The sequence below is a fragment of the Bacteroides sp. 3_1_23 genome (genome assembly GCF_000162555.1).
Taxonomy (GTDB): Bacteria; Bacteroidota; Bacteroidia; order Bacteroidales; family Bacteroidaceae; genus Bacteroides; species Bacteroides ovatus.
Genome location: NZ_GG774949.1, coordinates 1,218,799 through 1,245,095, shown reverse-complemented (window position 1 = coordinate 1,245,095; position 26,297 = coordinate 1,218,799). Strand labels below are relative to the sequence as shown.

Here is a 26,297-nt window from a genome sequence, read left to right as displayed (position 1 = left end):
ACACCGAGAAACGAAGTGATTCTCGGTGTGGAACATTCCTGAAAAAACGTCTTTTATCGAATATTCATGCCGCATATATGAATAAAAACAATTTAATTACTGCATATTCATGTGCAATCTTACTAACTTTTTCTTTCATTCATTGATTTTGCTCAATTGTATTTAGCCTGACATCTTAAAAATAGAACATCTAATCTATTTATCTAACAAGAATTGGATCTAGAGAAAGTATATGAAACTGATTTTCTCCCAAACAATCACGCTTGCCAACGCACAACCTATAAAAGTAACCTTAGGAGAAGATACGCAAGTATTGGACGAAGTAGTTGTTACTGCATTGGGTATCAAGCGTGCAACTAAGGCGTTAAGTTATAATGTACAAGAGGTAAAAGGTGACGAATTGACAGCTGTAAAGGACGCCAATTTTATGAATTCACTATCAGGAAAGGTTGCCGGTGTTCAAATTAATAGTGGTGCAACCGGTGCTGGTGGTGCCACACGTGTTGTTATGCGTGGTATGAAATCTCTGACTAAAGATAACAATGCATTGTATGTAATTGATGGTGTACCTATTTTTAATACAGGAAAAAGCGGTGGCGAAGGATTATTTGGAGAGATGGGAGGATCAGATGCTGTTGCTGACTTAAATCCGGATGATATTGCTAGTATTAGTATGATGACCGGTCCTTCTGCGGCAGCATTATATGGTTCTGCTGCGGCAAACGGTGTTGTTTTAATTACTACTAAAAAAGGCCAAACAGAGAAAACTACCATAACAGTATCCAACAGTACTACTTTCTCTAAAGCATATATTATGCCGGATATGCAGAACCGTTATGGTACAAGTTCCGGATTATTCAGCTGGGGAGAATTGGCAAACCGTCGATATAACCCATCTGACTTCTTTGAAACAGGATCCAATGTTATCAATTCGGTAGCATTATCTACAGGAAATACCAAAAACCAGACCTATCTTTCTGCTTCTACAACTAACTCCGGTGGAATTCTTCCGAATAACTCCTATAACCGTTATAATTTTACGGCACGTAATACCACCCATTTCCTGAATGATAAACTTACTCTGGATATCGGTGCACAATATATCGTTCAGAACAACAAAAACATGGTTTCTCAAGGACAGTATTATAACCCTCTCCCATCACTGTATCTATTCCCTCGTGGAGACAACTTTGACGAAATTCGTTTGTATGAACGTTATAATACTAACTACGGCTATATGGAACAATATTGGCCTTATGGTGATGCAAGTTTGTCATTACAAAATCCATATTGGATACAAAATCGCATCAACCGTACCTCCAACAAGAAACGTTATATGATGAACGCTTCTTTGAAATGGCAGGCTACAGATTGGCTCAATGTTGTCGGTCGTGTCAATCTGGACAACTCCGACTACCGGAATAAAAACGAAAAATCTGCTTCTACATTAACAACATTCTGTGGTGTAAGCGGTGGTTTTGAAGATGCCATGCGTCAGGAACGTTCTTTATATGCCGATTTCCTGGCTAATATAGATAAAACATTTGGTGATTTTCATTTAACAGCCAATGTTGGTGCTTCCATATATCATACTTCAATGGATCAGTTATATATTGCAGGTGACCTGGTTATCCCCAACTTCTTCCAGATCAACAATATTAATTTCTCTGCCAACTATAAACCGGATCCTACCGGATATGAAGATGAAATTCAAAGTATTTTTGCCAGTGCTGAATTAAGTTGGAAAAATCAACTGTATCTAACTGTAACCGGACGTAATGACTGGGATTCAAAACTCGCATTCTCCAAACAAAAATCGTTCTTTTATCCGTCAGTCGGTTTATCGGCTTTATTATCAGAAATGGTTAAACTGCCCGAGGTGATCTCTTATGCTAAAATACGCGGTTCATATACAGTGGTAGCCTCTTCTTTCGATCGTTTCCTTACTAATCCGGGTTACGAATACAACAGCCAGACACATAACTGGGCGAATCCGACCGTTTACCCGATGGACAACATGAAACCTGAAAAGACTAAGTCCTGGGAAATCGGTTTGAACTTGAAATTCTGGGGAAACCGTTTCAATTTAGACGCAACTTACTATCGTTCTAACACACTGAACCAAACATTTAAGGTAGATATTCCCTCTTCTTCCGGATATAAACAAGCGATTGTACAAGCTGGTAACGTGCAAAACCAAGGTCTTGAATTGGCTTTAGGATTCAGTGATAAATGGGCAGGATTCGGATGGTCTTCTAATGCAACCTTCACTCTAAACCGTAACAAGGTGAAACGACTGGCAAGCGGTAGCGTGAATCCTGTGACAGGAGAAGCTATCCAAATGGATGAAATGAATGTGGGTTGGTTAGGTAAAGAGAATGTAGCTCCTCGCGTCATCCTGACAGAAGGAGGTTCCATGACTGATATCTATGTATACAACCAGCTGACAAAAGACAATAACGGTAATATAAAAGTCGATCAGAATGGTAATCTGGGTATCACTTCATCAAACACTCCGGTAAAAGTAGGTAATCTGGATGCTGATTTCAACCTCGGATGGACCAATCATTTCACTTATAAAGGAATTGATTTAGGAGTTGTATTATCAGCCCGTGTAGGCGGATTAGCTTATTCGGCTACTCAAGGTATTTTAGATTATTATGGAGTATCCGAAACATCTGCAACAGCTCGTGATAATGGTGGTATACCTATTAATAACGGCAAAGTTAACGCCCAAAAGTATTACCAGACTATTGGTACGGGTGAAGGTGGCTACGGTCGTTATTATCTATATAGTGCAACCAATGTACGTTTGCAGGAATTGAGTCTAAACTATACACTTCCTAAAAGATGGTTTAAAAATGTGGCGAATGTTACTTTGGGTATTGTAGGACGTAATTTATGGATGATTTATTGTAAAGCCCCATTTGACCCGGAATTGTCTGCCTCTACCTCCAGTAACTATTATATGAATGTAGACTACTTTATGCAACCCAGCTTGCGTAACTTCGGTTTTAATGTGAAAGTTCAATTCTAAAAGAAAAAGCTAATGTTATGAGAAAATATTTAAGAAATATCACAGTCGGTGCCGCTCTGTTGTTACTGGCAGGAAGTTGTACCGATAAATTTGAGGAGTATAATACGAATCAATATCAAATTCATGATGCAGACCCTGCGACTTTGATGAAATCTATGATTGAAACAATTGTGAATATTCAGCAGAATGACTCTCAAATGCAAGATCAGATGGTGGGACAGTTAGGTGGCTATCTATGCTGTTCTAACACATGGAGTGGTACAAACTTCAGCACATTCAATCAGAGTGATGCCTGGAATGCTACCCCCTGGAACACTCCGTTTGAAAAAATATATGGAAACTTTTTCCAAATACAAGAAGCGACAAATTCTACGGGACATTATTATGCTTTTGCGTGTATGATACGTGCAATAACAATGCTTCGCGTTGCGGATTGTTATGGACCGATGCCTTACAGCCAAGTAAAGAAGGGTAATTTCTATGTATCTTATGATACCCAGGAACAGGTCTATACCAGTATATTAAGTGATTTAGCCAATGCAGCCGATGTTTTGTACAACTATTATGTAGAAACAAATGGTAATGCCCCATTGGGAGCCAATGATCCGGTTTTTGATGGAAATTATTCAGGTTGGGCTAAGCTAGCCAATTCAATGCGTTTACGTGTTGCAATGCGAATCAGCGGAACATGGCCTGGCATTGCTCAAGAGGCAGCTGAAGCAGCAGTAACACATAAAGCAGGATTGATTGAAAGTAATTCGGATAATGCTATGCTTTCTTGTGGCACGCAGAGTAATCCCTATCAACTGGCAGCTGTAAGTTGGGGTGATCTGCGTGTGAATGCAAATATTGTAGATTATATGAATGCATATGGCGATCCACGTATGCCGAAGTTCTTTAATAAGTCTACCCTTGCCGGGAAAACAGATAAATATGTAGGTATGCGTACTGGAGATGCTGATTTTAAAAAGGCAGATGCAGCAGGATTCTCTATTCCTGCATATACGGCAACTTCTAAATTAATGGTTTTCTGTGCTGCAGAGACAGCGTTTTTACGTGCAGAAGGAAAATTGCGTGGTTGGAATGTCGGTTCTAAAACAGCAAAAGCCTATTACGAAGATGGTATTAATTTATCAATGGAACAATATCAGGTTTCAGCCACTGAATACATGAAGATTGACGAGGCTCCTGTCGTATCACATGAAAGTGATGTTGTGCAAAATGCTACTGCTACAATTACCAATACTGTGAGTGTAATGTGGGATGACAGCGAGGCTGACAACGTAAATGGAAAGAATTTCCAACGTGTCATTACTCAAAAATGGATCGCCAATTATCCATTAGGATTGGAAGCATGGGCTGAATATCGCCGTACAGGTTATCCGGAACTTTATCCTTGTATCGACAATCTATCAGATTGTGGTGTGAGCAGCCAACGCGGTATGCGTCGTCTAAGTTTCCCTTATACAGAGGCACAAAACAATAAAGCCAATTATGATCTGGGAGTAGCAGAACTAGGCGGTGCTGATAACGAAGCTACTGACTTAAAGTGGGCTAAAAAGAACTAATTTATATAATGCATAAAAAGGACTTTTATGAAGAAAATTTATTTATTATACATTGTACTCATATCACTGGCAACGACCTCATTGATCGGTTGCAGTGACTGGACGGAGTCAGAAGCAAAAACTTTTCCCGAATCGATCGTATCGGATGAATATTATGCGGCCTTGCGTGCCTATAAACAGACAGATCACCAAGTTGCATTTGGTTGGTTTGGTGGCTGGAGTGGTGAAGGTGCCTATATGAAAAGTTCTTTAGCCGGTATTCCTGATAGTGTAGATATTGTTTCTATTTGGGGAAATTGGTCGAACATTACAGAAGCTCAAAAAAAAGATCTGGAATTTTGCCAACAAGTTAAAGGTACTCGTTTTACCATGTGTTTTATTATCAGAAGTGTAGGCGATCAAATTACTCCGCAGAATATTCGTGAAAATTGGGAAAATATGGGATTTTCATCCGAAAAAGAAGCTGTGAATGATTTTTGGGGATGGCCTTCCGATGAATCAAATAAGGAAGCAATAGAAGCATCCATTCGCAAATATGCAAGCGCCATTGCCGATACAGTAAACAAATATGGTTACGACGGCTTTGATATCGATTATGAACCTAATTTTGGCAACCCCGGTAATATCGTAGACGAAGACGATAGAATGTTTGCATTTGTTGATGAACTAGGCAAATATTTCGGTCCGAAATCAGGAACTGGTAAATTATTAGTTATCGATGGCGAACCACAGAGCATAACAGGTAGACCTGAAGTCGGGTTATATTTTGACTATTTTATCATTCAGGCTTACAATAATAGTAGTCCTGGCAGTGATTCTAAACTCGATAAACGTCTTATCACAGGCGGCGTAGCAGGTGCAGGACTTGTTCAGACGTATAGCAGTGTCATGTCTGAAGAACAAATCACGAAGATGACCATCATGACCGAGAATTTCGAGGCTACCGATGCTGCTATGGACGGTGGATATGATTACACTGATCGTTATGGTAACAAAATGAAATCTCTCGAAGGAATGGCACGCTGGCAACCAAGTAACGGATTCCGTAAAGGTGGTGCAGGAACCTATCATATGGAAGCAGAGTATGGAACTTCACCAGAATATAAAAATATACGCCGTGCTATTCAAATTATGAACCCGTCATCACATTCATTACTTAAAAATTAATGTAAACTATGAAACGTATGAATTATATAAAAATTTTATGCTTCTCCGCAGTCATAACAGGCTTAGGAAGTATAGTAAGTTGTGGAGATGCAAAATACGATACTTTAGATACACATGCTTATATTGAAGAAGCTCTTTCCAGTACAAGTCAGAAAGTAACAGTACAAGCTTCTGGAGAAAGCTTTACTACCTTAAATGTGCATCTAAGTAATCTTTCTTCTACTGATAATCACTATAAGCTGGTCACAGATCAATCAGTATTGGATGCTTATAACCATATAAATGGAACCGGATATATAATGTTGCCCGAAGGATATTATACATTACCGGAAACCATTACAGTGAAAGCCGGACAATATGCTACTGATGCCCTTTCTATTGCTTTGAAAGCTTTTAGCCAGGAAATGATGAAGTCAGGAGAATCATATGCACTGCCTGTAAAACTTGTATTGCAGGATGGAAGTATTTCACCGATGGAAAATACCGGAACCTTTGTTATTTTGGCAGAAAGTATTATCGAATTTTCAGCTCCAATGTTTGTTGGCGCTCCTAGTTTAAAAGCTAATAAATTCACAGAATCTCCCGAAACGTATTCACAATATACGATAGAGGTTCGTTTTCAGGTAGCCAACACAGCTGACCGTGACCGTGCAGTCTTTAAGAACGGAGGAGATGATGCAAACTTCATCCTTTTACGTTTTGAGGATCCTCAAAGTGACAATGAAAATTATAAGGCACATTCATTAGTACAGATTGTAGGACGTAACCGGCTTTATTTGAATCCAAGTAATTCTTTCAAGCCAAACGAATGGCAACATTTAGCATTGGTCTGTGATGGTTCCAACTATCGACTTTACATAAACGGAGTTGATTCGGGTGTGTTGAGTATACCAACAGGAGCTACAACTTTCTCTGATGTAAATTGGTTCTGCTTAGGTGATGATTCTTATAGTAGATGGGGAAACTGTAAAATTTTGATGAGTGAAGCACGTATTTGGTCCGTAGTTCGTTCCGCTTCTCAAATTCAGAATAACATGACGCAAGTTAGCCCTAAATCTGTAGGTTTGGAAGCTTATTGGCGATTCAATGAAGGACAAGGTAATGTGTTCGAAGATGCAACCGGTAAAGGTCATACTTTGACAACTTCTGCTACTCCTACCTGGATTGACGGTATTTTATCTACAGACAAATCTACCGAATGGAAATAGTAATAATTTAATCGTATGTACATATGAAAAATATATTTCAATCACTATCAATAGCAGCCCTACTCGGCTTGTTTGTCCCATTCATTTCGTCCTGTAGTGATGATGAAGAAGTTTTTAACGAGTGGAATGCTACGTATGTGTCTCTACAGAGAAATGACTATTTATCGGGGAATGTAAAAAAGTTCAATCTGACTCATGATGCGAATGGAATCGGAGGAGATGAAATTAAGATGGCTTTTACTGTAAAAACACAGAAAGCAGTCTCTACAGATATGGTTATCGCATTAAGTGCAAAAAGTGAAACAGAAGGGCTTGATGCAAGCCAGATCGTTTTAAGTTCCTCACAGGTTACTCTCAAAGAAGGACAGATGACTTCTGAAGAAATCACTGCAACGGTCGATCCAACGATATTCGCCAGTATCATGGAAAAAACAAGTTTCTCTTTCAGTGTATCAATCAGTAATGTAACTACCAATGATAAGAACACTGTCATTAGCAGTAATTTAAGTATCTTACCTGTCATCATTAATAAAGCTGCCTACTGTAATCTAAAAAGTGGTACTCCTAGCAATAGCCAACTTATCAGTAATCGTGCAGGTTGGATTGTTAATGTGGAAGAAGGAGTAGACGGCGCACCTAATAATTTAATTGATGGCAAGACTGGAACTGACGTTGCTCTAAATAATAAAGGCTTCTGGTTCACCGTTGATTTAGGAGAAACTAAGGTTTTAACAGGCATCAAAACGAATCACTGGGGAAATGCATATGCTCCTAGAGAAGTGGAAATATTACAGTCTGAAAATGGTACGACATGGAAATCATTGAGTTCATTAGCAATCTCCGGTGGTACACAGAATATTACGTTCATTTCTCCTATTACTACGCGATATCTGAAATATCAGATTATTACTATCTCTACAAACGGTCGTACGGATGTTACAGAATTTAATGTTTACGAACCCAAAAGTGAGTAAGTATTTATGAATAGATAACTATAAAAATATAGAATAGAGGCTATCAAACAGGCCTTAAGTTCATAAAATCACCCTCATTACAATGAATTGCACCCCAAAAGTTGAACACAAAACTTAAGGAGTGCAGTTCAGTCATGTAGTGAGGGTGATTTCTCGTTTTAAAGACTATCTAATCAAATCCCATTCCAATCAGTTTGCCACTACATATATGTGAAATGCCCCCAGAAAGTTATGTATCTAACTTTTGGGAGCACTTCACATCTTTATATAACGAACAAACCTTAATCTGTCAAGATCTAATTAGACAGCCTTTTAGAAACACTAACCTATCTCTTATTTCTTCATCACTCGGACAATCCGTCCGTCTTTCTTATAAGAGAAATGATTGGTATGCATTAATACATTCAGTATCTCATCAGCAGTGCTATCAGTAGAGAATTCACCGGTAAACCGTTCTGATTTCAATGCTTCATCCTTATAGATAAATTTGATGTCGTACAACTTCTCCATAATATTGGTTATTTCCAATAAAGACTGTTGCTTAAATTCCAACTTGCCATTAATCCAGAGAAGCACATCTGTAGGTTGGTTATATTCAATTAACTCTGCTTGATAAGTATCCGTATTTACATTCAATGTCTGTCCCGGTTTCAACAAATAACCATTCTCTTCCGTTCGCGGAGAATCTACCCGTACCAGTCCTTGAAGCAAGGTAGTCACTACCCTATTCTCATCTTGGCGTGCACGCACATTAAATTTCGTACCAAGCACACAAGTCTTGATTTGCTTACTATTTACTATAAATGGAGCATGTTTATCATGAGACACTTCAAAATAGGCTTCACCCGACAAATCGATTTGACGATCCGAACTCCATAAAGAATTATGATAAACTATTTTTGAAGATGCATTCAGCCATACCTTACTACCATCCGGCAACACAGTCTGCGCTCTCTGTCCGGCAGCAGTTATCACCTCATAATCCGAAAGCTTATTAGAAAGTAATCCCCAGGCAATTCCACCGGCAAAAACGAGTCCGGTAAGAAAAGCAGCCGCCACAGTAGCATAACGTCCCCAACGGATTGAAATACTTTTCCGCTTAGCCTTTTTCTCCTTTTCTCTGATAGCTGATTTAAATTGATCCAATGACGCCTCTGTATCTACAGTATTCATCACCGCTATACGCTCACCTACAAAGAGAGTGTAATAAAGTTGCTCCAAAGTTTTCCGGTTTTCCGGCCCTTCCTCGCACCAAGCTTCCACCCGAGCAGCTTCTTCATCATTACATTCACCTTGCAGGTAATTCACCAAGATAGTTTCATCCATGCTCTTTTATCTTTTTACAAAAAAAACTATAATACCTTTGTAGTAATACAGTTGTGAGCACAAATATACTAAAGAGAAAAAGAAAAAAATATTTTTTCTCGCATTTTTATTTCATTTATCTACTTCTTTCATTATTTTTGTCTTACATAAATTAAAAGAGAATGTCACAATCTCCGATATATTTGGATATTAATAATAATAAGTCCGTTATCACTGCCCTAAAAGCAGGAGAAGAAAAAGTTTTTGACGTCGTCTACAGACATTATTTCCGTAGGCTATGTGCTTTTTGTTCCCAGTATGTAGGTGAGCAGGAAGAAATAGAGGAGATTGTACAAGAAACGATGATGTGGCTGTGGGAAAATCGTTGCACTCTTATGGAAGAGTTGACACTCAAAACACTTCTTTTTACGATTGTCAAGAACAAAGCTCTCAACCGTCTTTCCCATTTTGAGATCAAACGAAAAGTTCATCAGGAAATCGTTGATAAATATGATAGTGAGTTCAATAACCCGGACTTCTATTTGAGTGATGAGCTTTTCCGTTTATATGAAGAAGCACTAAAAAAACTTCCGAAAGAATATCTCGAAGCTTACGAGATGAACCGCAATCAACATCTGACGCATAAAGAAATTGCCGAGAAGCTGAATGTATCTCCACAAACGATTAATTACAGGATTGGACAAGCCTTAAAGTTATTGCGAGTAGCTTTAAAAGACTATCTACCTTTATTCATACTTATTTTCGGACCTAATTTTTTCGAACAATCATGAAATCAAAATTTGTATTTAGTAGTTCAAGCCTGTTTATCGGACTTTTTCTTTTCTTCTTCACTGAAAACGTGTGTTCACAAGAATCCGCTGATAACTGGACTCTTAAACAAGCCCGTCAATGGACACAAAAACAAGAATGGGCAAACGGACTGAAGGCAATGCCTCATAAAACAACCGATTATCAGGAATTTGCGTCACAATATCATAAGAACCAGAAAGTGTGGGACAAGACTTTCCAATGGCTAGCTACCCACGACCTTGCGAATATGCCTGCCGGACGATATGAAGTGGATGGCGAACATTGTTACATCAATGTACAGGATGCAACAACACAAGATGTCAGTAAACGTAAAATCGAAGCACACCGCCATGGTATTGATCTGCAATATGTAGTGAAAGGCACCGAACGTTTCGGAATTACTTCAGCAGAATATGCAGAGCCTATCACTGAATACAAACCGGATGTTACTTTCTACAAAGCCAAGAAAATAAAATATGTAGATTCCACTCCGGATACATTCTTCATGTTCTTCCCCAAAAACTTTCATCAGGCATTGGTAAAGGCAGGGAAAGAACCGGAGGACATACGGGTCATTGTTGCTAAAATCGAATATATCCCATAAACAGAAACATGAGTGAACTTTTAGTCTATAAAGCCTCCGCAGGTTCGGGTAAGACATTTACCCTGGCAGTGGAATATATCAAACTGTTAATTCTCAATCCCCGCGCCTACCGGCAAATTCTCGCTGTCACCTTTACCAATAAGGCAACTGCAGAAATGAAAGAACGCATTCTTAGTCAGCTTTACGGCATACAGATAGGCGATAAAGATTCCGAAGCCTACCTCAACCGAATTAAAGAAGAGACAGGAAAAACCGAACAGGAGATACGGGAAGCGGCAGGCGTCGCCCTTAGCTATATGCTGCATGATTACAGCCGGTTCAGGGTAGAGACTATCGACTCATTTTTTCAATCTGTCATGCGCAATCTCGCACGGGAACTGGAACTTAGCCCGAATCTGAATATTGAGTTAAATAACACCGAAGTTCTTAGTGACGCTGTAGATAGCATGATTGAGAAACTAGGACCCACTTCTCCCGTTCTCGCATGGTTACTCGATTATATCAACGAACGAATTGCCGACGATAAACGTTGGAACGTGTCGGACGAAGTAAAAAGTTTCGGACGCAATATTTTCGATGAAGGTTATATTGAAAAGGGAGAAGGACTCCGGCAACGGTTACGAAACCCTGATACCATCAAAGAGTATCGCAAGCAACTGAAAGCGCTGGAAACGGAAATTCTGGAGCAAATGAAAGGATTCTACGACCAATTCGAAGGAGAACTGGATGGACACGCACTGACTGCTGATGATCTGAAAAACGGTTCACGCGGAATCGGAAGTTATTTTCGTAAACTTAATAATGGTATTTTAGGCAATGATATCCGTAATGCTACAGTAGAAAAATGTCTGGAAGACGCAAAGAACTGGGCAACCAAGACTTCTCCCCGCTACGCGGACATCATTAATTTAGCCAACTCTAGTCTCATGCAAATTCTGGAAGATGCTGAAAAGTTACGTTCCAAGAATAATTTGTTACTGAATAGTTGCCGATTATCCCTGCAACATCTCAACAAAGTGCAACTCCTCGCCAATATCGATGAAGAAGTACGTCAGTTGAATCACGACAACAATCGTTTTCTATTATCAGATACGAATGCCCTGCTCCATCAACTGGTGAAAGACGGTGACTCCTCTTTTGTATTCGAAAAGATAGGAACGAATATCCATAACGTCATGATAGATGAGTTTCAGGATACCAGCCGGATGCAATGGGGAAATTTCAAATTGCTCTTACTGGAAGGATTGTCTCAAGGAGCAGACAGTTTGATTGTAGGAGACGTTAAACAATCCATTTATCGTTGGCGAAATGGCGATTGGGGAATTCTCAACAGCCTGAATAATCACATCGAACATTTCCCGATCCGCGTCAAGACATTAGCTACCAACCGGAGAAGTGAAACCAATGTTATCCGGTTTAATAACCAAATCTTCACAGCTGCCGCCAACTATCTGAACGGAGTATATAAGCAACAGTTAGGCAAGGATTGTGAGGATCTGCAGAAAGCTTATGCCGACGTTGTGCAGAAATCTCCCCGAAGTACAGAAAAAGGATATGTAAAAGTCTCTTTTCTCGAACCCGACGAAGAACATGATTATACCGAACAGACATTAATTAGCTTGGGAGAAGAAGTGCAACATCTCCTCACCTCCGGAGTACAACTGAATGATATAGCCATCCTGGTACGAAAAAATAAAAGCATTCCTCGAATCGCCGACTACTTCGATAAGGAGCTACACTATAAAGTGGCATCAGACGAAGCCTTCCGCCTTGACGCCTCTCTTGCCATTTGTATGATGTTGGATGCACTGCGATTCCTTTCCGATGAAAATAATAAAATAGCACGTGCCCAACTGGCCGTAGCCTATCAAAACGAGGTTTTACAGAAAGGACTGGATTGGAATACTCTCCTACTCCTCCCTGCCGAGAATTATCTTCCCGCCGCTTTTCTTGAAAAGACAAAGGAACTAAGGTTAATGCCTCTCTATGAGCTTTTAGAAGAACTTTTCAGCATATTTGAGATGAATCTTATCAAAGATCAGGATGCCTATTTATTTGCTTTCTTTGATGCGGTGATCGATTATCTGCAAAGCAACTCTTCCGAGCTAGACGGATTCATCCGGTATTGGGACGAAACATTATGCAGTAAAACAATTCCGAGTGGAGAAGTAGAAGGTATCCGGATTTTCTCCATACACAAATCCAAAGGATTGGAATTCCATACCGTACTCCTTCCTTTCTGCGACTGGAAACTGGAGAATGAAACCAATAATCAGCTTGTATGGTGTGCCCCGCAAACAGCACCATTCAATACATTGGATATTCTTCCTATTAACTATTCCACCCAAATGGCTGAATCGATTTATGGTAACGACTACCTGCAAGAACGTCTTCAACTTTGGGTAGATAATCTCAATCTACTATACGTTGCTTTTACCCGCGCTGGAAAAAATCTCATTATCTGGAGTAGAAAAAGTCAAAAAGGTACCATGTCCGAACTATTGGCAAACACCCTACCGATAGTAGCCCAAGAAGAAGGGATTGACTGGGAAGAAGACTGTTACGAGCAAGGACAACTATGCCCTTCCGAAAAAGAAAGAATCAAGACATCCACAAACAAGCTAACCCAGAAACCAGAGAAACTCCCTATTCGGATGGAATCCATGCGGCATGATATTGAATTTCGTCAGTCCAACCGCTCTGCTGACTTCATTCAGGGCATTGAAGAAGAAGATTCGGACGACCGCTTTATCAACCGCGGACGTATGTTACATACTTTATTTTCTGTCATCGAAACAGCAGAAGATATTGATCCAGCCATCGAACGGCTTATTTTTGAAGGAGTTATCAGAAATGACGAGAAAGAAAAAGTGGCTCGTGAAGTTGCAAAGAAAGCTTTTTCTTCTCCTAAAATTCAAGATTGGTATTCCGGAAAATGGACACTGTTTAATGAATGTGCTATTATCTATAAAGAAAAAGGAGTTTTGCAAACCCGTCGTCCGGATCGTGTAATGATGAAAGACGATCAGGTTGTTGTAGTCGATTTCAAGTTTGGTAAGGAAAATCCTAAATATAACAAACAAGTGAAAGGATATATGCAACTTCTTACCAAGATGGGATATAAGAATATCACCGGCTACTTGTGGTATGTGGATGAAGAAAAAATAGAAAAAGTATGAAAGCTGTTCCTCTCATCGGCATTGCCCGCCATCGACTAACGATTGACGGTGAAGGAGTTACAACATTAGTTGCTTTCCATGGCTGTCCGTTGCGTTGCAAATATTGTCTCAATCCAACTTCTCTACAGCCTGATGGCGTTTGGGAGAGATACGATTGTAACCAACTCTACGAGGAAGTACGCAAAGACGAACTTTACTTTCTGGCGAGCTGCGGAGGAGTCACATTTGGAGGTGGAGAACCATTATTGCAAAATGAGTTCATCCGGCAGTTTCGCCAACTTTGCGGACCGGAATGGAGAATCACTGTCGAAACGTCTCTCAATGTTCCACTACAGAATGTAGAAGAGTTGATTTCTATTGTAGATAATTATATCGTCGACATCAAAGACATGAATAATGACATTTATCAGCGATATACCGGAAAAGGTAATGAAAGGGTTTTATGCAATCTCCGGTATTTAATCGGAGAAGGCAAAGCCGGAAAAATTATCATTCGAACACCGCTCATTCCTTCTTATAATACGGAGAAAGATGTAGACTACAGCATAGAGCTTTTGGAAGAAATGGGAATCACCCGATTCGACCGATTCACCTATAAAACCCCTAATGATTAATGCCATGGCACGAGGAAAACAAACCTGTAAAATCTTAAAAGAGATTCGTCGGCAGATAGCAGAAGCGAATGATATTGAATTCATTACTTCTGAATGTCAGTATCAAGGAGATTGTTTGGGTACTTGCCCCAAATGCGAAGCTGAAGTTCGATATTTGGAGCAACAGCTTGAACGAAAACGCCGTGTAGGTAAGGCTATCACTCTGTTTGGACTATCAACTGGCATACTTACAATAATACCTCCTACTTCATTGAACGCAGAAACACTACAATGCCCTAAAATGAATTGGACCATTACTGCTGACAGCCTGATACAAGAAAAAGACATGAAAGGAGAAGCTCCTTTTTATGGTCCGGAGAAGCTACCGGAATTTCCCGGAGGAATAGCAAAATTTATAGAATTTCTGAAAGAAAATCTTCGTTATTCAGAAATAGATAGTATTGCTAATAATACATACACTGATGTACAATTCACTATAGATCATGACGGACAAGTTATCAACCCAAAGATTACTCGCAAGACACATCCCAAAGTTGAAGCTGAAATATTAAGGGTCATGTCTCTCATTCCTCGTTGGACACCTGGCATGTTGGCAAATGAGACAGTACAAGTGACATACAATCTGATGCTCTCATTCAGTGCGATGTATGGCCCGGAATTGAGAATCACTTATACTCGTATAAACTATCCTAACGTTTACGAGGAAGTTCCAGTTATGCCTCAATTTCCTGAAGGCCAGCAAGCTCTCATGCAGTTTCTTGCAAAAAAAATCCAGTATCCCACAATAGCACAGGGAGATATGTGCATGGGACGTGTTATAATTCAGTTCATCATTGACAAAGAAGGCAATATAATCAAACCCAGAGTTGCACGTGGCATAGATCCTTATCTGGACAAGGAAGCATTACGCGTCATCAACCAAATGCCCAAATGGAAACCCGGAGAACTGGAAGATGGTACTAAAGTAGCCGTTTATTTCACCGTTCCGGTTATGTTCCGGGCACAATAAATATATGAATTAGAAAAAACTGAATCAATATGCAATCATTTCTCCAACTAGTCGCTCATGATTTATATACCAAGATAGGAAACGACCTGTCACGTACGGCACTCGTTTTCCCTAATAAACGTGCTAACTTGTTCTTCAATGAATATTTAGCCGGAGAATCCGATCAACCGATTTGGTCACCAGCTGCCATGAGTATCAGCGACCTGTTTCAGAAACTATCCGTACAGAAAAGCGGCGATCCTATTCGATTGGTCTGCGAACTTTATAAAGTGTTCAAAGAGGAAACACGGAGTCAGGAAACATTGGACGATTTCTACTTCTGGGGCGAATTGTTGATTAGTGATTTTGATGATGTAGATAAGAATATGGTCGATGCCGACAAATTATTCAGTAATCTACAAGATTTGAAAAATCTGATGGATGACTATGAATTCCTTGACAAAGAGCAGGAAGAAGCCATACAACAATTTTTTCAGAATTTCTCCATTGAAAAACGGACCGAACTAAAAGAAAAATTTATTTCCCTTTGGGACAAGCTAGGTACTATCTACCATCGTTACCGTGCGAACCTGACAGAGTTAGGTATTGCTTACGAAGGTATGCTCTACCGGAACGTGATCGAACAACTTGATACCGAACAACTCAAATACGACAAATACATATTTGTCGGGTTCAATGTTTTGAATAAAGTAGAAAATGACTTTTTCAGAAAACTGAAAGATGCGGGCAAGGCACTTTTCTATTGGGACTATGATATTTTCTACACCCAACAAATCAAAAAACATGAGGCCGGAGAATTCCTAAAACGTAATCTCGAGGAATTTCCGAACGAACTCCCGGAAAGCTTGTTCAACACCTTTAAAGAACCGAAGAAAATACGTTATATTTCCGCTTCTACCGAGAATGCCCAGGCACGTTTCCTTCCCGGATGGATTAAGGCGATAACAAACGATCATTCACAAATTGCCGTAGAAAAGGAAAAAGAAAATGCTGTAGTGCTTTGTAATGAAGCTCTGCTTCTCCCTGTACTTCATTCCATTCCGCAGGAAGTGAAAAATGTCAATATCACCATGGGATTCCCATTGGCACAAACTCCTGTTTATAGCTTTATCAATGCCGCAATGGAACTGCAAACCAATGGTTACCGCTCCGACACCGGCCGATTCACTTACGAGGCAGTATCCGCCATATTGAAACATCCCTATACCCAGCAATTATCATCCCATGCTGGTCCCCTGGAACGTGAACTGACCCAAACAAACCGTTTTTATCCACTCCCGTCGGAACTTAAACAGGATGATTTCCTAACTACCCTCTTCACTCCCCGTAATGGTATAAAAGAACTATGCGATTATCTGATCGAATTAATCAAAAACATTTCAACCATTTATCGGAAAGAAGGAGAATATAATGATATTTTCAATCAACTATATAGAGAATCGCTCTTTCAAAGCCATACCAAAATCAACCGTCTCTACAGTTTGATTGAAAGCGGAGAACTAAATATACGCACCGATACTCTGAAACGACTGATTACCAAAGTACTGACATCTTCTAACATTCCTTTCCACGGAGAACCTGCTATCGGAATGCAAGTCATGGGAGTATTGGAAACACGTAATCTGGACTTCCGGAATCTCATTATATTGTCTCTCAACGAAGGACAACTTCCAAAATCCGGAGGAGATTCCTCTTTTATTCCCTATAATCTCCGGAAAGCATTCGGCATGACCACTATCGAACACAAAAATGCAGTGTATGCCTACTACTTTTATCGACTGATACAACGGGCAGAGAATATCACGCTACTCTACAATACTTCTTCGGACGGTCTCAACCGTGGAGAAGAATCCCGCTTCATGCTGCAATTGCTTGTAGAAGGTCCACATGATATCACTCGCGAGTATCTGGAAGCCGGACAATCTCCGCAAAGTACCCAAGAGATACGAGTAGAAAAAACACCTGAAGTACTAAGACGAATCTATCGTGCTTACGATAGCACCAATCCAAATTCAGTGATTCTCTCTCCTTCCGCCCTTAATGCTTATCTGGATTGCCGATTGAGATTCTACTACCGGTATATAGCGGGTTTGAAAACACCGGACGAAGTTAGTGCTGAAATTGATTCCGCCCTATTTGGAACCATTTTTCACCTCTCCGCCCAATTGGCATACACCGACCTGACTGCAGCTGGAAAAACGATACAGAAAGAAGATCTTGAACGCTTATTACGCAATGACGTGAAGCTACAAAGCTACGTTGACCAAGCCTTCAAAGAAGAATTATTCAAGGTTTCTCCCGAAGAAAAACCGGAATATAACGGTATACAACTTATCAACTCCAAAGTAATTGTTTCCTATCTGAAACAATTGCTGCGCAACGACCTTCAATATACCCCTTTCGAAATGGTCGCTATGGAAAAGAAAGTTTCAGAAGAGATTACTATACAAACAGGACAAGGACCGTTCACTCTCCGTCTGGGTGGCACAATCGACCGTATGGATGCAAAAGAAAGTACCCTGCGGATTGTTGACTACAAAACAGGAGGAAGCCCTAAAATACCTGCTAATATCGAGCAACTGTTCACCCCATCGGAAACACGCCCGAACTATATCTTCCAGACTTTTCTGTATGCCGCTATCATGAGCCGGCAACAATCGTTGATGGTAGCTCCTGCCCTGCTCTACATCCACCGGGCAGCATCGGAAAACTATTCGCCTGTTATCGAAATGGGAGAACCCCGTAAACCGAAAATACCGGTAAACAACTTCGCTTTCTTTGAAGATGAATTCCGTGAACGCCTGCAAGCATTATTAGAAGAAATATTCAGCGAAGAAGAGACTTTTACGCAGACAGAGGATACTAAAAAATGTTCGTATTGCGATTTTAAGGCTATCTGCAAACGATAGGCCGAAAATAGAATATACCATTAAATAAGGACACGATTTACATATTCATGCAAACCGTGCCCTTATTATTTCTAGTCCGTGTTATCTCTAGTTATTCTTATTTTTCCAACAATGGGATTGAGAAACTAAATGTAGACCCGTCTCCCTTCTTTGAAGTAAACCAAAGTTTACCGCCATTCTTGACAACAAAGTCCTGACACAATAATAATCCGAGTCCCGAACCTTCCTCATTGTTTGTACCAAAGGTACTGAAATGAGTATCGGTATGCAGCAACTTCTTCTGATTTTCATCATCGATACCACAACCGCTGTCTTTCACACTTACGATTGCCATACCGTCTTCTTCTGCCAGTGATACCACTACTTCCGAACCTTCATTACTAAACTTAATCGCATTACTGATTAAATTACGGATCACCGTCTTAATCATATCAATATCAGCACGAACAGCCATATTTTCCACAGGTACATCCTGTACAATCTTAATATTCTTCAGACTGGCCACCATCGTAAAGATTTCACTTACGCCCTCTACCACTTCTACCATATCAATATCCTGATAAACCACTTTCAGCTTACCAATCTGGCTCTTCGTCCATTTCAGTAGATTATCAAGCAATGAGAATACATCTTCAGTTGTCTGATTGGCCATCGTTAGCAATTCATACATCTCCTCACCAATTGTTTCGCTTGGCAGATTCAGAATCAGCATATTCAATACCATCTTGATGGACCCCATAGGCGAACGCAAGTCATGTGCAATCACAGAATAAAGTTTGTCACGTCCCATAATAGTCTTACGTAACTCTTCCGTTTGTGCAACAATGATTCTTTTCGCTGCAACTAACGAAATCTGGTGTGTCACACGAATAATCAGCTCTTCTTTGTTGAATGGCTTTGAGATAAAGTCGTTACCACCCACCTGAAATCCTTTAACGATATCCGCCGTACTATTAAGAGCAGTCAGGAAGATAATGGGAATTTCAGCCATTTCGGGATCCGCTTTCATTTGTTGAGCCACCTCAAATCCACTGATATCCGGCATCATCACATCCAGCAATACTAGATCCGGATTTTCCTTCTTCACTTGTTCCAACGCCTGTGTTCCATTACCGGCAGTCACAATTTTGAATTTCTCGTTGGTCAAAAGTACCTTTAATAAAAGGACGTTTGATATTACATCGTCCACAATAAGGACTTTATATTCGGAAGGATTAATTTCCATATTCATAATTTTCTTTTTTTATGCTTCAGACATTTTTAAAATATTCAATCATACGCTTCAGCCCTTCTTCCAGTTCAACGGTAGGCTGCCAACCCAGTTTCTCTTTAGCCAATGTAATATCCGGTTGTCGCTGTTTCGGATCATCATCCGGCAAAGACTTAAATACAATTTTCGAAGATGAGCCGGTCAGGCTAATGATCCTTTCCGCCAATTCCAACACTGGAAACTCATTCGGATTCCCCAAATTCACAGGGCCTGTAAATCCGTCCTCCGTATTCATCATTCTTATCATTCCCTCAATCAAATCATCAATATATTGGAAACTACGTGTTTGTTTTCCATCACCATATATAGTTATATCTTCATTATTCAACGCTTGAAGAATAAAATTAGAAACAACCCGGCCGTCGTTTGGCAACATTCGCGGACCATACGTATTAAAAATACGGATAATCTTCACACGCACACTGTTCTGACGGTGATAATCCATAAATAACGTTTCTGCGCAACGCTTCCCCTCATCATAACAAGACCGGTAACCTACCGGATTCACATTCCCCCAGTAGCTTTCCGGTTGCGGATGAACGATTGGATCTCCATATACCTCACTCGTAGAAGCTTGCAGAATCTTGGCATCCAGTCTCATTGCCAATCCCAGCATATTAATGGCTCCCATCACAGATGTTTTGGCAGTTTGAATCGGGTCATGTTGATAATGAATGGGAGATGCCGGACAAGCCAAATTATAAATTTCATCTACTTCAACCGAATAAGGATAAGTGACATCATGCCTCACCACCTCAAAATGATGATTATCCATCAAGTGAATGATATTATCTTTCGAACCCGTAAAAAAATTATCCAGGCATATCACGTCGTGACCTTCGTTTATAAGCCGAGTACAGAGATGAGAGCCTATAAAACCGGCTCCGCCACTTACCAATATTCTTTTCATTCTAAATATTTCTATTGTTTACTAAAGAGACGCTGTCTCTTCGTTTTGTTTATGGTCACAAATGTAACCGATTTGCTTAAAATAAACAATTTTCGGAGAGGATATTTTAAAAAAAAGAAGATTTAAATAGTTTCAATTTCCGAAACAACTTGCCACTGACAAATGTTTATAATAGAAAAGTATTATTTATTAGAACTATTATGATGACAAATAATCCAAATGCAAACCTCATAGAAGCGATGAAAGAAAAGCTTCCGCTCAAAGGACAACTGGCAGATATGTTAATGGACACGCTATACATAGGAAAAGAGGCAGTATACAGAAGATTGCGCGGTGAAGTACCTTTCACCTTACAAGAGTCAGCCCTTATTTCAAGAAAACTGGGTATATCGCTAGACAAGATTATAGGACTAAGTTTCAAATCGAACGCCATGTTTAATATAAACATTGTAGATTATGACGACCCGTTCGAGAGTTACTACAATATCTTTGAAAAATATGTCTCGCTAATCAATACGATGCCGGATGACCCGAATTCTGTAATGGGAACTTCTGCCAACATTATTCCCCAGACTCTCTATCTGAAACATGAACTTCTGGCAAAATTCCGTTTATTCAAATGGATGTACCAGAATAAATATATTGATTGCAAGAGTTTCGAAGAATTGGATATTCCACCGAAACTGGTCAATATCCAGAAAGACTATGTAGCAATGACACGTCATATCCACTCCATAGACTATATATGGGATAATATGATTTTCCAACACCTTATCAACGATATCCAATACTTCGCCAGCATCCATCTCATTTCCGACGAAACAAAAGAAGAAATCAAAAATGAATTATTCTTATTGGCGGACGAACTGGAAGAACTGGCTATCAATGGCAAGACAGCCGATGGCAATCGTGTACGCATCTATGTGTCGAATATCAACTTCGAGGCAACATATAGCTATGTAGACACCAATAACCTGCAAATGAGCCTCATACGTATTTATTCCATCAACTCCATTACCACGATGGACAACGAAATTTTCTGTACCTTGAAAGAATGGATTCAATCTCTGAAAAAGTTCTCCACTTTGATATCCGAAAGCGGTGAAATGCAGCGTATTCAATTCTTCAAGCAACAGCGAGAAATTATTGACGCTCTTTAATTTTATTTTCGCAGATTAGAACTTCAAAAAAAAATCAGTTCCAATAAATGAAAGTAGATAAGATTCTTATCTACTTTTTTTCATTCCCTGTCCTCACCGCTTCCGTTTGATTCCCAATCAGAAAAAGACACATACATTCATCTCTGTTTTTCCACACAAATCTTTCAAACACAAGACGTAATTTTGCATAGAATGTATCACAGAGATTATTAACATTAAAATTAAAGGAACAAACAATGAAAAATGGTATTCTAAACGAATTAATATCTACAATGAGGGAGCGAATTCCTCAAGATATGAATCTGGCCAATACTTTGGCTGACATTTTATGCATGGGAAAGGAAGCTGTCTATCGCAGATTGAGGGGTGAGGTGTCTTTTACAATAGACGAAGTAGCGCTGCTTTCTCAAAAACTCGGTATTTCTATCGACCAGATTGTAGGTAGCCATGTATCTAATAAAGTTACTTTCGACCTGAACTTACTTCATGCCACTAGTGCGCTGGAAAGTTATTACGAAATAATCAACCGTTATCTGCAAATTTTCGACTATGTGAAAACAGATAATACGACGGAGGTGTATACTGCATCCAATTCCCTTCCCTTTACACTTTATTCTTCCTATGAGAATTTGTCTAAATTCCGTCTTTGCCGATGGATGTATCAGAATGGGGATATAAAGACGCCACATTCTTTGGAAGACATGTCTGTGGATGAACGGATCGTCAATGTGCATAAGAAGCTGAGTGAAAGTATAAGACAGTGTCCAAAAACGTTTTTCATCTGGGACACAAATATCTTTTATTCTTTTGTGAAAGAGATCAAGTACTTTGCCAGCCTGAATCTGATAAACAAGGACGATGTCATGCATTTGAAAGAAGAACTTCTTCAGTTACTTGGCGTGGTAGAACATCTGTCCATAAAGGGAGAGTTCAGCGAAAACAAGAAAGTGTCTTTCTATCTGTCCAATATCAGTTTCGAAGCCACTTACAGCTATATCGAGAAACATGATTACCAAGTCAGTCTGCTGCGGGTATATTCTATCAACTCGATGGATTCGCAAAGCTCATATATCTGCCAGATGCAACGCAATTGGATTCAATCGTTGAAGCGCCACTCTATTCTGGTTTCGGAAAGTGGAGAAGCACAGCGTATTGCTTTCTTGCAAAAGCAGTTGGAAGTTATCAATACGTTGTAAACAAAGGGAAACACACTAAACATTGTGGATTCTAGGAATAAAAAGAAAAGGATTTAATAGACGAGCTGTATCAGAATGAAGACAAACAACATTCTGATACAGTTCTTTTAGCTTTTATTCTATTGTGCGCACACAACGATACCAAGCCCAAGTTGTGGACTCTACCGTAGCCCATGCACCGAATTCACCATTATTATGTCCGACCAGCCAATAGTTGCTATCGCGTGAAGTCAATGTCCAGTGCACAGCACTAATCTTCTTGAATCCGTTCCCTGTCCAAGTAGTCGAGTCACCGAAACCTTGGTTTTCGATATTGGTAACAGCCCCTCCCATACTGAGTACTAAATACATCTCACGCTGAGTAGGTAGACGCCAGCCACTCCCTTTGCTTTCGCATGCCGCTTTTGCTTCCGCCCAAGTTTTACCATTACTACTGGAATTTTCAATCTGAAACTTAGGAGCAACCTTATTCATTGCGCCACTTGTATCCGGAGTTTCACCTGAAGCAAATAACACCGAAGGATCTGTTCCTCCACTGGCATCGCGAGAGACAATAGTGACCCCCGAGGATTCTACCATCAAATAAGGGTACTTCTTTCCGCTATTTGTATTATCCCTTACGCAACGAAAATAATTATTATTACTAACAGGTGCGGAATCCGGATAACCTGCCGACATTTCCATCCCAAAACGTGTTGTAGAGCCTTTAGCCTCATAGTATGATGAAGACCAGTAGTTACCTGTCCAGTTTTGATACCACCCATATATATTCTGACCGTCATGATAATTACTGTTAATCGCATTACCACCCAAAGCATTTTCATAGACAAATGACAGCAACAGTTCACTAGCAGTAGGCAGACGCCAACCATCGCCTATATTCCTACAGATATCCTCCGCATCGGCTACATTTTCCAATCGCCCCACACTTTGGTTAGTTCCGTTATAATATCTCCTATTATCAAACCGAAGCGGATAAAGATAGAAAAGAGGTTCCCCGGCAGTTGTGTAAGATTTGGTTTCGGACACCATCTGAAGGTCAATCGTACGATAAAACGGGAATTCTTCATCCGCCACGGTATGCATTACATTTCTGAACGTGATTCTTATCGTTCCGCTTTTTCCTTCTTTCCACTTGCCGGGGTGAAGCTTCAGCCTGAAATCGTATCCATGACCAACCACATCATTTCCCTTGCCGTCATCATAGCCTATGATAGACTCAAGATACATCTTGTCGTCCGCATTCTTTCTACCTATAATTACATCATTATCCGAATCGGTCCGAATCAGTCCGGTGCCATCATCGTTCGTTATATTCAATTCCTCAATATCCATAATTTCCCAATTGTTATTGACAAACAATTGCAAGTATTGTTCCGCACCCAGATTGACTTTATAAGTACGACTATTGACTGTAGTGGAAAGATATCGGAGTGAAAACTCCAGCTCCCCCTGATTGATGGGGAATTGTACTTGAGTAAGGTATCCTTCCTTATCGTACAGGTCGAACAACATAAAGTCCCAACGCCACCACCAGCCTGCACCATCTTCAACAGTACCATCGCCTGCTCTTCGCGGATTAGGCTGTATGGTAAACGCCTGTACCCTTTCACTGAACGGTATCGCATTCGTCCTGTCTAATTGCGGAATCAAACCGCCGGCATTATATTGGACCATATTGACACCGCCAGTGCCATAAAGCTTACCTTCTATCCTATCCACGGAAAACATGACATACACCGTCTGCGGTTCGAGAGGGAGTTCGTCGCCATCAGGATTTCGAATTGGAAAAAAAAGATCTCTCTCCAACACATTTCCGTATGCATCGACAAATTTGATAATTCCCGGATCTATTGTATACTGCGTCACTTCAATATTGTGAGTCAGGCGCCCTGCCGTCAACGTAACAGTAGCCTTACGCCCAACACCAATATTTTCATTATTAAAATATGGAATCTTCAATTTGAGTTGGGTATCATCGTTTGCAATGCCCGATGCCGCATCAGCTCCACCTTCAAATTTGAGCCAGTCGTTCCCTGCAGTAATGGTGGCCTTCCAGCCTCCGGGACTGTCAGTAAAAACGTCTATAGCATAACTATTATTCTGGTATTGAGTTACAGCGACCTCCGATTCACCCACTCCAAGCATATATTGCCCATTGTAGACTATATCTTTGACCTTATCACGATCATAGTGTATCAACCGGAATTTCAGGTTGGACATGACTGTATATGATGCCAGCGCCTCGCTAAAACTTTTATAACCGGTTCCCAATGCTTGGGTAATGGTAATGATGTATTTATGGTTTCGCTTCAAAGGCAAATATTCCACCTGCTCTCCTGTATTTCCGTTTTTGGTAAAATCCACCCGGTAAAATGTCGATTCACCCGTACCGATCCTTCCTTTCACAATCAGGCAAGTAGCATCCTTACGGCTCGCTTCTCCGTCTGCTCCCGCACCACCGGCATCCTCTGCCGCCAGGGATTCAAATGTATAAATCTCCCCATCGTAGGGTGTGTTACCATTTACGGAATAACGGATTGCATCCCCTTCCTCCGTCATTTTACCACTGCCCGTGGGGAGAACAGGAGTATCCGGAGCCGGTTCAGTAACCTGCCCGTTCGTGTTCCATGCCGGAGCAATATATCCGGTGGTATTGTAATTGGCCAGGTAAACCTCTTCGACCGTGAAATTTGAAGTGACACTGTTATTACGGATATCAATACGCGCCAGCATACGTTTCATATTAATTTCGGTTATCGGATTCATCGAAGGAGTGATTTTGCTTATTACCTTCTCCCCGTACATCGGAATCCGCGTATACCCACCGGTTGTCGAGCCGTCTGCCAGCCATTTGCCGGTTTGGGTGTGGAGCATCTTTTCCATTGCCTCAACCTTGGTGGTCGCTCCCTTCGTGAAGCCCGACACAATATTATCAAGTTCCTTATTTGCCACAACCACGATGCAGGTAGATGCGGTAGTGGGAGAAAGCACAGCAGAGAAACTCACAGTGGAATTGTCAGCCAAGTCCTGCGTAACTCCTGTAGCGCTGACCCATTCCAGAAATACTGCCGGCGTTTTTGACATATCAAAAACAAGAATATCCACCGTTTCTATTTCGTCTTCTTTCTTTGCTGTTCCCGTTCCGGTCATCGTACGCGAAGATACGGACGGGAGGTTTACATCGGGAACCGTTAATGTAAAGCGAATACCGTTTCCTGCCGGAGAAGGTGTCGACTCAAATTCTTCCTGTACGCATCCGGTAAGCCATACCGTCATCAACAGAACAGACAAAAGATAGCACTTTCTTTTTATTGAAAACCCATATTGCATATTTCTATTTCCTTTCCTTAAACTTTGATATTGCATATTCGTCA

General features: G+C 40.4%; 17 protein-coding genes. 13 read left to right on the top strand and 4 right to left on the bottom strand.

The genetic code is table 11. The features are described 5' to 3' along the window. Nucleotides 1-232: 232 nt before the first annotated feature. The 5 genes from HMPREF9010_RS19530 to HMPREF9010_RS19550 are packed head-to-tail and all read left to right on the top strand — an operon-like array spanning nucleotide 233 to nucleotide 7,954. A complete protein-coding gene (locus HMPREF9010_RS19530; protein ID WP_008647361.1) occupies nucleotides 233-3,037 on the top strand; it encodes a SusC/RagA family TonB-linked outer membrane protein in 2,805 nt (934 codons plus the stop codon). 17 nt (nucleotides 3,038-3,054) lie between these two features. Beyond that, nucleotides 3,055-4,605 (top strand): SusD/RagB family nutrient-binding outer membrane lipoprotein, encoded by a 1,551-nt coding sequence (locus HMPREF9010_RS19535; RefSeq protein WP_004313625.1) that lies wholly within the window; start codon nucleotides 3,055-3,057, stop codon nucleotides 4,603-4,605. A gap of 27 nt (nucleotides 4,606-4,632) precedes the next feature. Continuing rightward, complete coding sequence (locus tag HMPREF9010_RS19540) at nucleotides 4,633-5,772, top strand: glycoside hydrolase family 18 (protein ID WP_004313624.1); 1,140 nt, start codon at nucleotides 4,633-4,635, stop codon at nucleotides 5,770-5,772. An 8-nt stretch (nucleotides 5,773-5,780) separates the two neighbouring features. Then, nucleotides 5,781-6,980, top strand: a complete 1,200-nt coding sequence (locus HMPREF9010_RS19545) for a DUF1735 and LamG domain-containing protein (protein WP_008647359.1) — start codon at nucleotides 5,781-5,783, stop codon at nucleotides 6,978-6,980. 23 nt (nucleotides 6,981-7,003) lie between these two features. Further along, nucleotides 7,004-7,954, top strand: a complete 951-nt coding sequence (locus tag HMPREF9010_RS19550) for a DUF4999 domain-containing protein (RefSeq protein WP_032852461.1) — start codon at nucleotides 7,004-7,006, stop codon at nucleotides 7,952-7,954. A 333-nt stretch (nucleotides 7,955-8,287) separates the two neighbouring features. Here the strand turns inward: HMPREF9010_RS19550 and HMPREF9010_RS19555 are convergent, their stop codons facing one another. Then, a complete protein-coding gene (locus tag HMPREF9010_RS19555) occupies nucleotides 8,288-9,280 on the bottom strand; it encodes a FecR family protein (protein WP_004306246.1) in 993 nt (330 codons plus the stop codon). 161 nt (nucleotides 9,281-9,441) lie between these two features. On the opposite strand from HMPREF9010_RS19555, the gene HMPREF9010_RS19560 reads away from it, so the two are divergent. The 6 genes from HMPREF9010_RS19560 to HMPREF9010_RS19585 are packed head-to-tail and all read left to right on the top strand — an operon-like array spanning nucleotide 9,442 to nucleotide 18,384. Then, the gene (locus HMPREF9010_RS19560) at nucleotides 9,442-10,050 is read left to right on the top strand and encodes an RNA polymerase sigma-70 factor (protein WP_004300457.1); all 609 of its coding nucleotides are present in this window, start codon (nucleotides 9,442-9,444) and stop codon (nucleotides 10,048-10,050) included. After that, nucleotides 10,047-10,673, top strand: coding sequence for a YhcH/YjgK/YiaL family protein (locus HMPREF9010_RS19565; RefSeq protein ID WP_004308167.1), 627 nt, complete (start codon nucleotides 10,047-10,049; stop codon nucleotides 10,671-10,673). Before HMPREF9010_RS19560 ends, HMPREF9010_RS19565 begins: the two co-directional genes overlap by 4 nt. Before the next feature lie 8 nt (nucleotides 10,674-10,681). After that, nucleotides 10,682-13,852 carry a UvrD-helicase domain-containing protein gene (locus tag HMPREF9010_RS19570; protein ID WP_008647356.1) on the top strand — a complete coding sequence of 1,057 codons (3,171 nt, stop codon included), beginning with the start codon at nucleotides 10,682-10,684 and terminating at the stop codon, nucleotides 13,850-13,852. Then, nucleotides 13,849-14,466: a radical SAM protein gene (locus HMPREF9010_RS19575; RefSeq protein WP_008647354.1), complete on the top strand. Its 618-nt coding sequence runs from the start codon at nucleotides 13,849-13,851 to the stop codon at nucleotides 14,464-14,466. Before HMPREF9010_RS19570 ends, HMPREF9010_RS19575 begins: the two co-directional genes overlap by 4 nt. Before the next feature lie 4 nt (nucleotides 14,467-14,470). Continuing rightward, the gene (locus tag HMPREF9010_RS19580) at nucleotides 14,471-15,475 is read left to right on the top strand and encodes an energy transducer TonB (RefSeq protein ID WP_232284316.1); all 1,005 of its coding nucleotides are present in this window, start codon (nucleotides 14,471-14,473) and stop codon (nucleotides 15,473-15,475) included. A 29-nt stretch (nucleotides 15,476-15,504) separates the two neighbouring features. Further along, complete coding sequence (locus tag HMPREF9010_RS19585) at nucleotides 15,505-18,384, top strand: PD-(D/E)XK nuclease family protein (protein WP_008647351.1); 2,880 nt, start codon at nucleotides 15,505-15,507, stop codon at nucleotides 18,382-18,384. A 97-nt stretch (nucleotides 18,385-18,481) separates the two neighbouring features. Here the strand turns inward: HMPREF9010_RS19585 and HMPREF9010_RS19590 are convergent, their stop codons facing one another. Then, complete coding sequence (locus HMPREF9010_RS19590) at nucleotides 18,482-19,615, bottom strand: hybrid sensor histidine kinase/response regulator (protein ID WP_008647350.1); 1,134 nt, start codon at nucleotides 19,613-19,615, stop codon at nucleotides 18,482-18,484. 19 nt (nucleotides 19,616-19,634) lie between these two features. Further along, nucleotides 19,635-20,564, bottom strand: coding sequence for a UDP-glucuronic acid decarboxylase family protein (locus tag HMPREF9010_RS19595; RefSeq protein WP_008647348.1), 930 nt, complete (start codon nucleotides 20,562-20,564; stop codon nucleotides 19,635-19,637). Nucleotides 20,565-20,764: 200 nt separating this feature from the next. Here HMPREF9010_RS19595 and HMPREF9010_RS19600 point away from each other — a divergent pair, with 200 nt between their 5' ends. Together HMPREF9010_RS19600 and HMPREF9010_RS19605 are read left to right on the top strand one after the other, a co-directional pair. Continuing rightward, on the top strand, nucleotides 20,765-21,724 hold the full coding sequence (locus tag HMPREF9010_RS19600) for a hypothetical protein (protein ID WP_008647347.1): 960 nt from the start codon (nucleotides 20,765-20,767) through the stop codon (nucleotides 21,722-21,724). Nucleotides 21,725-21,960: 236 nt separating this feature from the next. Then, complete coding sequence (locus HMPREF9010_RS19605) at nucleotides 21,961-22,920, top strand: hypothetical protein (RefSeq protein WP_004300446.1); 960 nt, start codon at nucleotides 21,961-21,963, stop codon at nucleotides 22,918-22,920. Between the two features lie 114 nt (nucleotides 22,921-23,034). Here HMPREF9010_RS19605 and HMPREF9010_RS19610 read toward each other — a convergent pair whose 3' ends face one another. After that, complete coding sequence (locus HMPREF9010_RS19610) at nucleotides 23,035-26,253, bottom strand: fimbrial protein (protein WP_032852600.1); 3,219 nt, start codon at nucleotides 26,251-26,253, stop codon at nucleotides 23,035-23,037. Nucleotides 26,254-26,297 lie beyond the last annotated feature (44 nt).

Coding starts and splice junctions, on each gene's coding strand:
- HMPREF9010_RS19600 (WP_008647347.1), top strand. CDS start 20,765: ATGATGACAAATAATCCAAATGCAAACCTCATAGAAGCGATGAAAGAA.
- HMPREF9010_RS19530 (WP_008647361.1), top strand. CDS start 233: ATGAAACTGATTTTCTCCCAAACAATCACGCTTGCCAACGCACAACCT.
- HMPREF9010_RS19605 (WP_004300446.1), top strand. CDS start 21,961: ATGAAAAATGGTATTCTAAACGAATTAATATCTACAATGAGGGAGCGA.
- HMPREF9010_RS19570 (WP_008647356.1), top strand. CDS start 10,682: ATGAGTGAACTTTTAGTCTATAAAGCCTCCGCAGGTTCGGGTAAGACA.
- HMPREF9010_RS19590 (WP_008647350.1), bottom strand. CDS start 19,615: ATGAATATGGAAATTAATCCTTCCGAATATAAAGTCCTTATTGTGGAC.
- HMPREF9010_RS19550 (WP_032852461.1), top strand. CDS start 7,004: ATGAAAAATATATTTCAATCACTATCAATAGCAGCCCTACTCGGCTTG.
- HMPREF9010_RS19565 (WP_004308167.1), top strand. CDS start 10,047: ATGAAATCAAAATTTGTATTTAGTAGTTCAAGCCTGTTTATCGGACTT.
- HMPREF9010_RS19575 (WP_008647354.1), top strand. CDS start 13,849: ATGAAAGCTGTTCCTCTCATCGGCATTGCCCGCCATCGACTAACGATT.
- HMPREF9010_RS19545 (WP_008647359.1), top strand. CDS start 5,781: ATGAAACGTATGAATTATATAAAAATTTTATGCTTCTCCGCAGTCATA.
- HMPREF9010_RS19580 (WP_232284316.1), top strand. CDS start 14,471: ATGGCACGAGGAAAACAAACCTGTAAAATCTTAAAAGAGATTCGTCGG.
- HMPREF9010_RS19560 (WP_004300457.1), top strand. CDS start 9,442: ATGTCACAATCTCCGATATATTTGGATATTAATAATAATAAGTCCGTT.
- HMPREF9010_RS19595 (WP_008647348.1), bottom strand. CDS start 20,564: ATGAAAAGAATATTGGTAAGTGGCGGAGCCGGTTTTATAGGCTCTCAT.
- HMPREF9010_RS19585 (WP_008647351.1), top strand. CDS start 15,505: ATGCAATCATTTCTCCAACTAGTCGCTCATGATTTATATACCAAGATA.
- HMPREF9010_RS19555 (WP_004306246.1), bottom strand. CDS start 9,280: ATGGATGAAACTATCTTGGTGAATTACCTGCAAGGTGAATGTAATGAT.
- HMPREF9010_RS19610 (WP_032852600.1), bottom strand. CDS start 26,253: ATGCAATATGGGTTTTCAATAAAAAGAAAGTGCTATCTTTTGTCTGTT.
- HMPREF9010_RS19540 (WP_004313624.1), top strand. CDS start 4,633: ATGAAGAAAATTTATTTATTATACATTGTACTCATATCACTGGCAACG.
- HMPREF9010_RS19535 (WP_004313625.1), top strand. CDS start 3,055: ATGAGAAAATATTTAAGAAATATCACAGTCGGTGCCGCTCTGTTGTTA.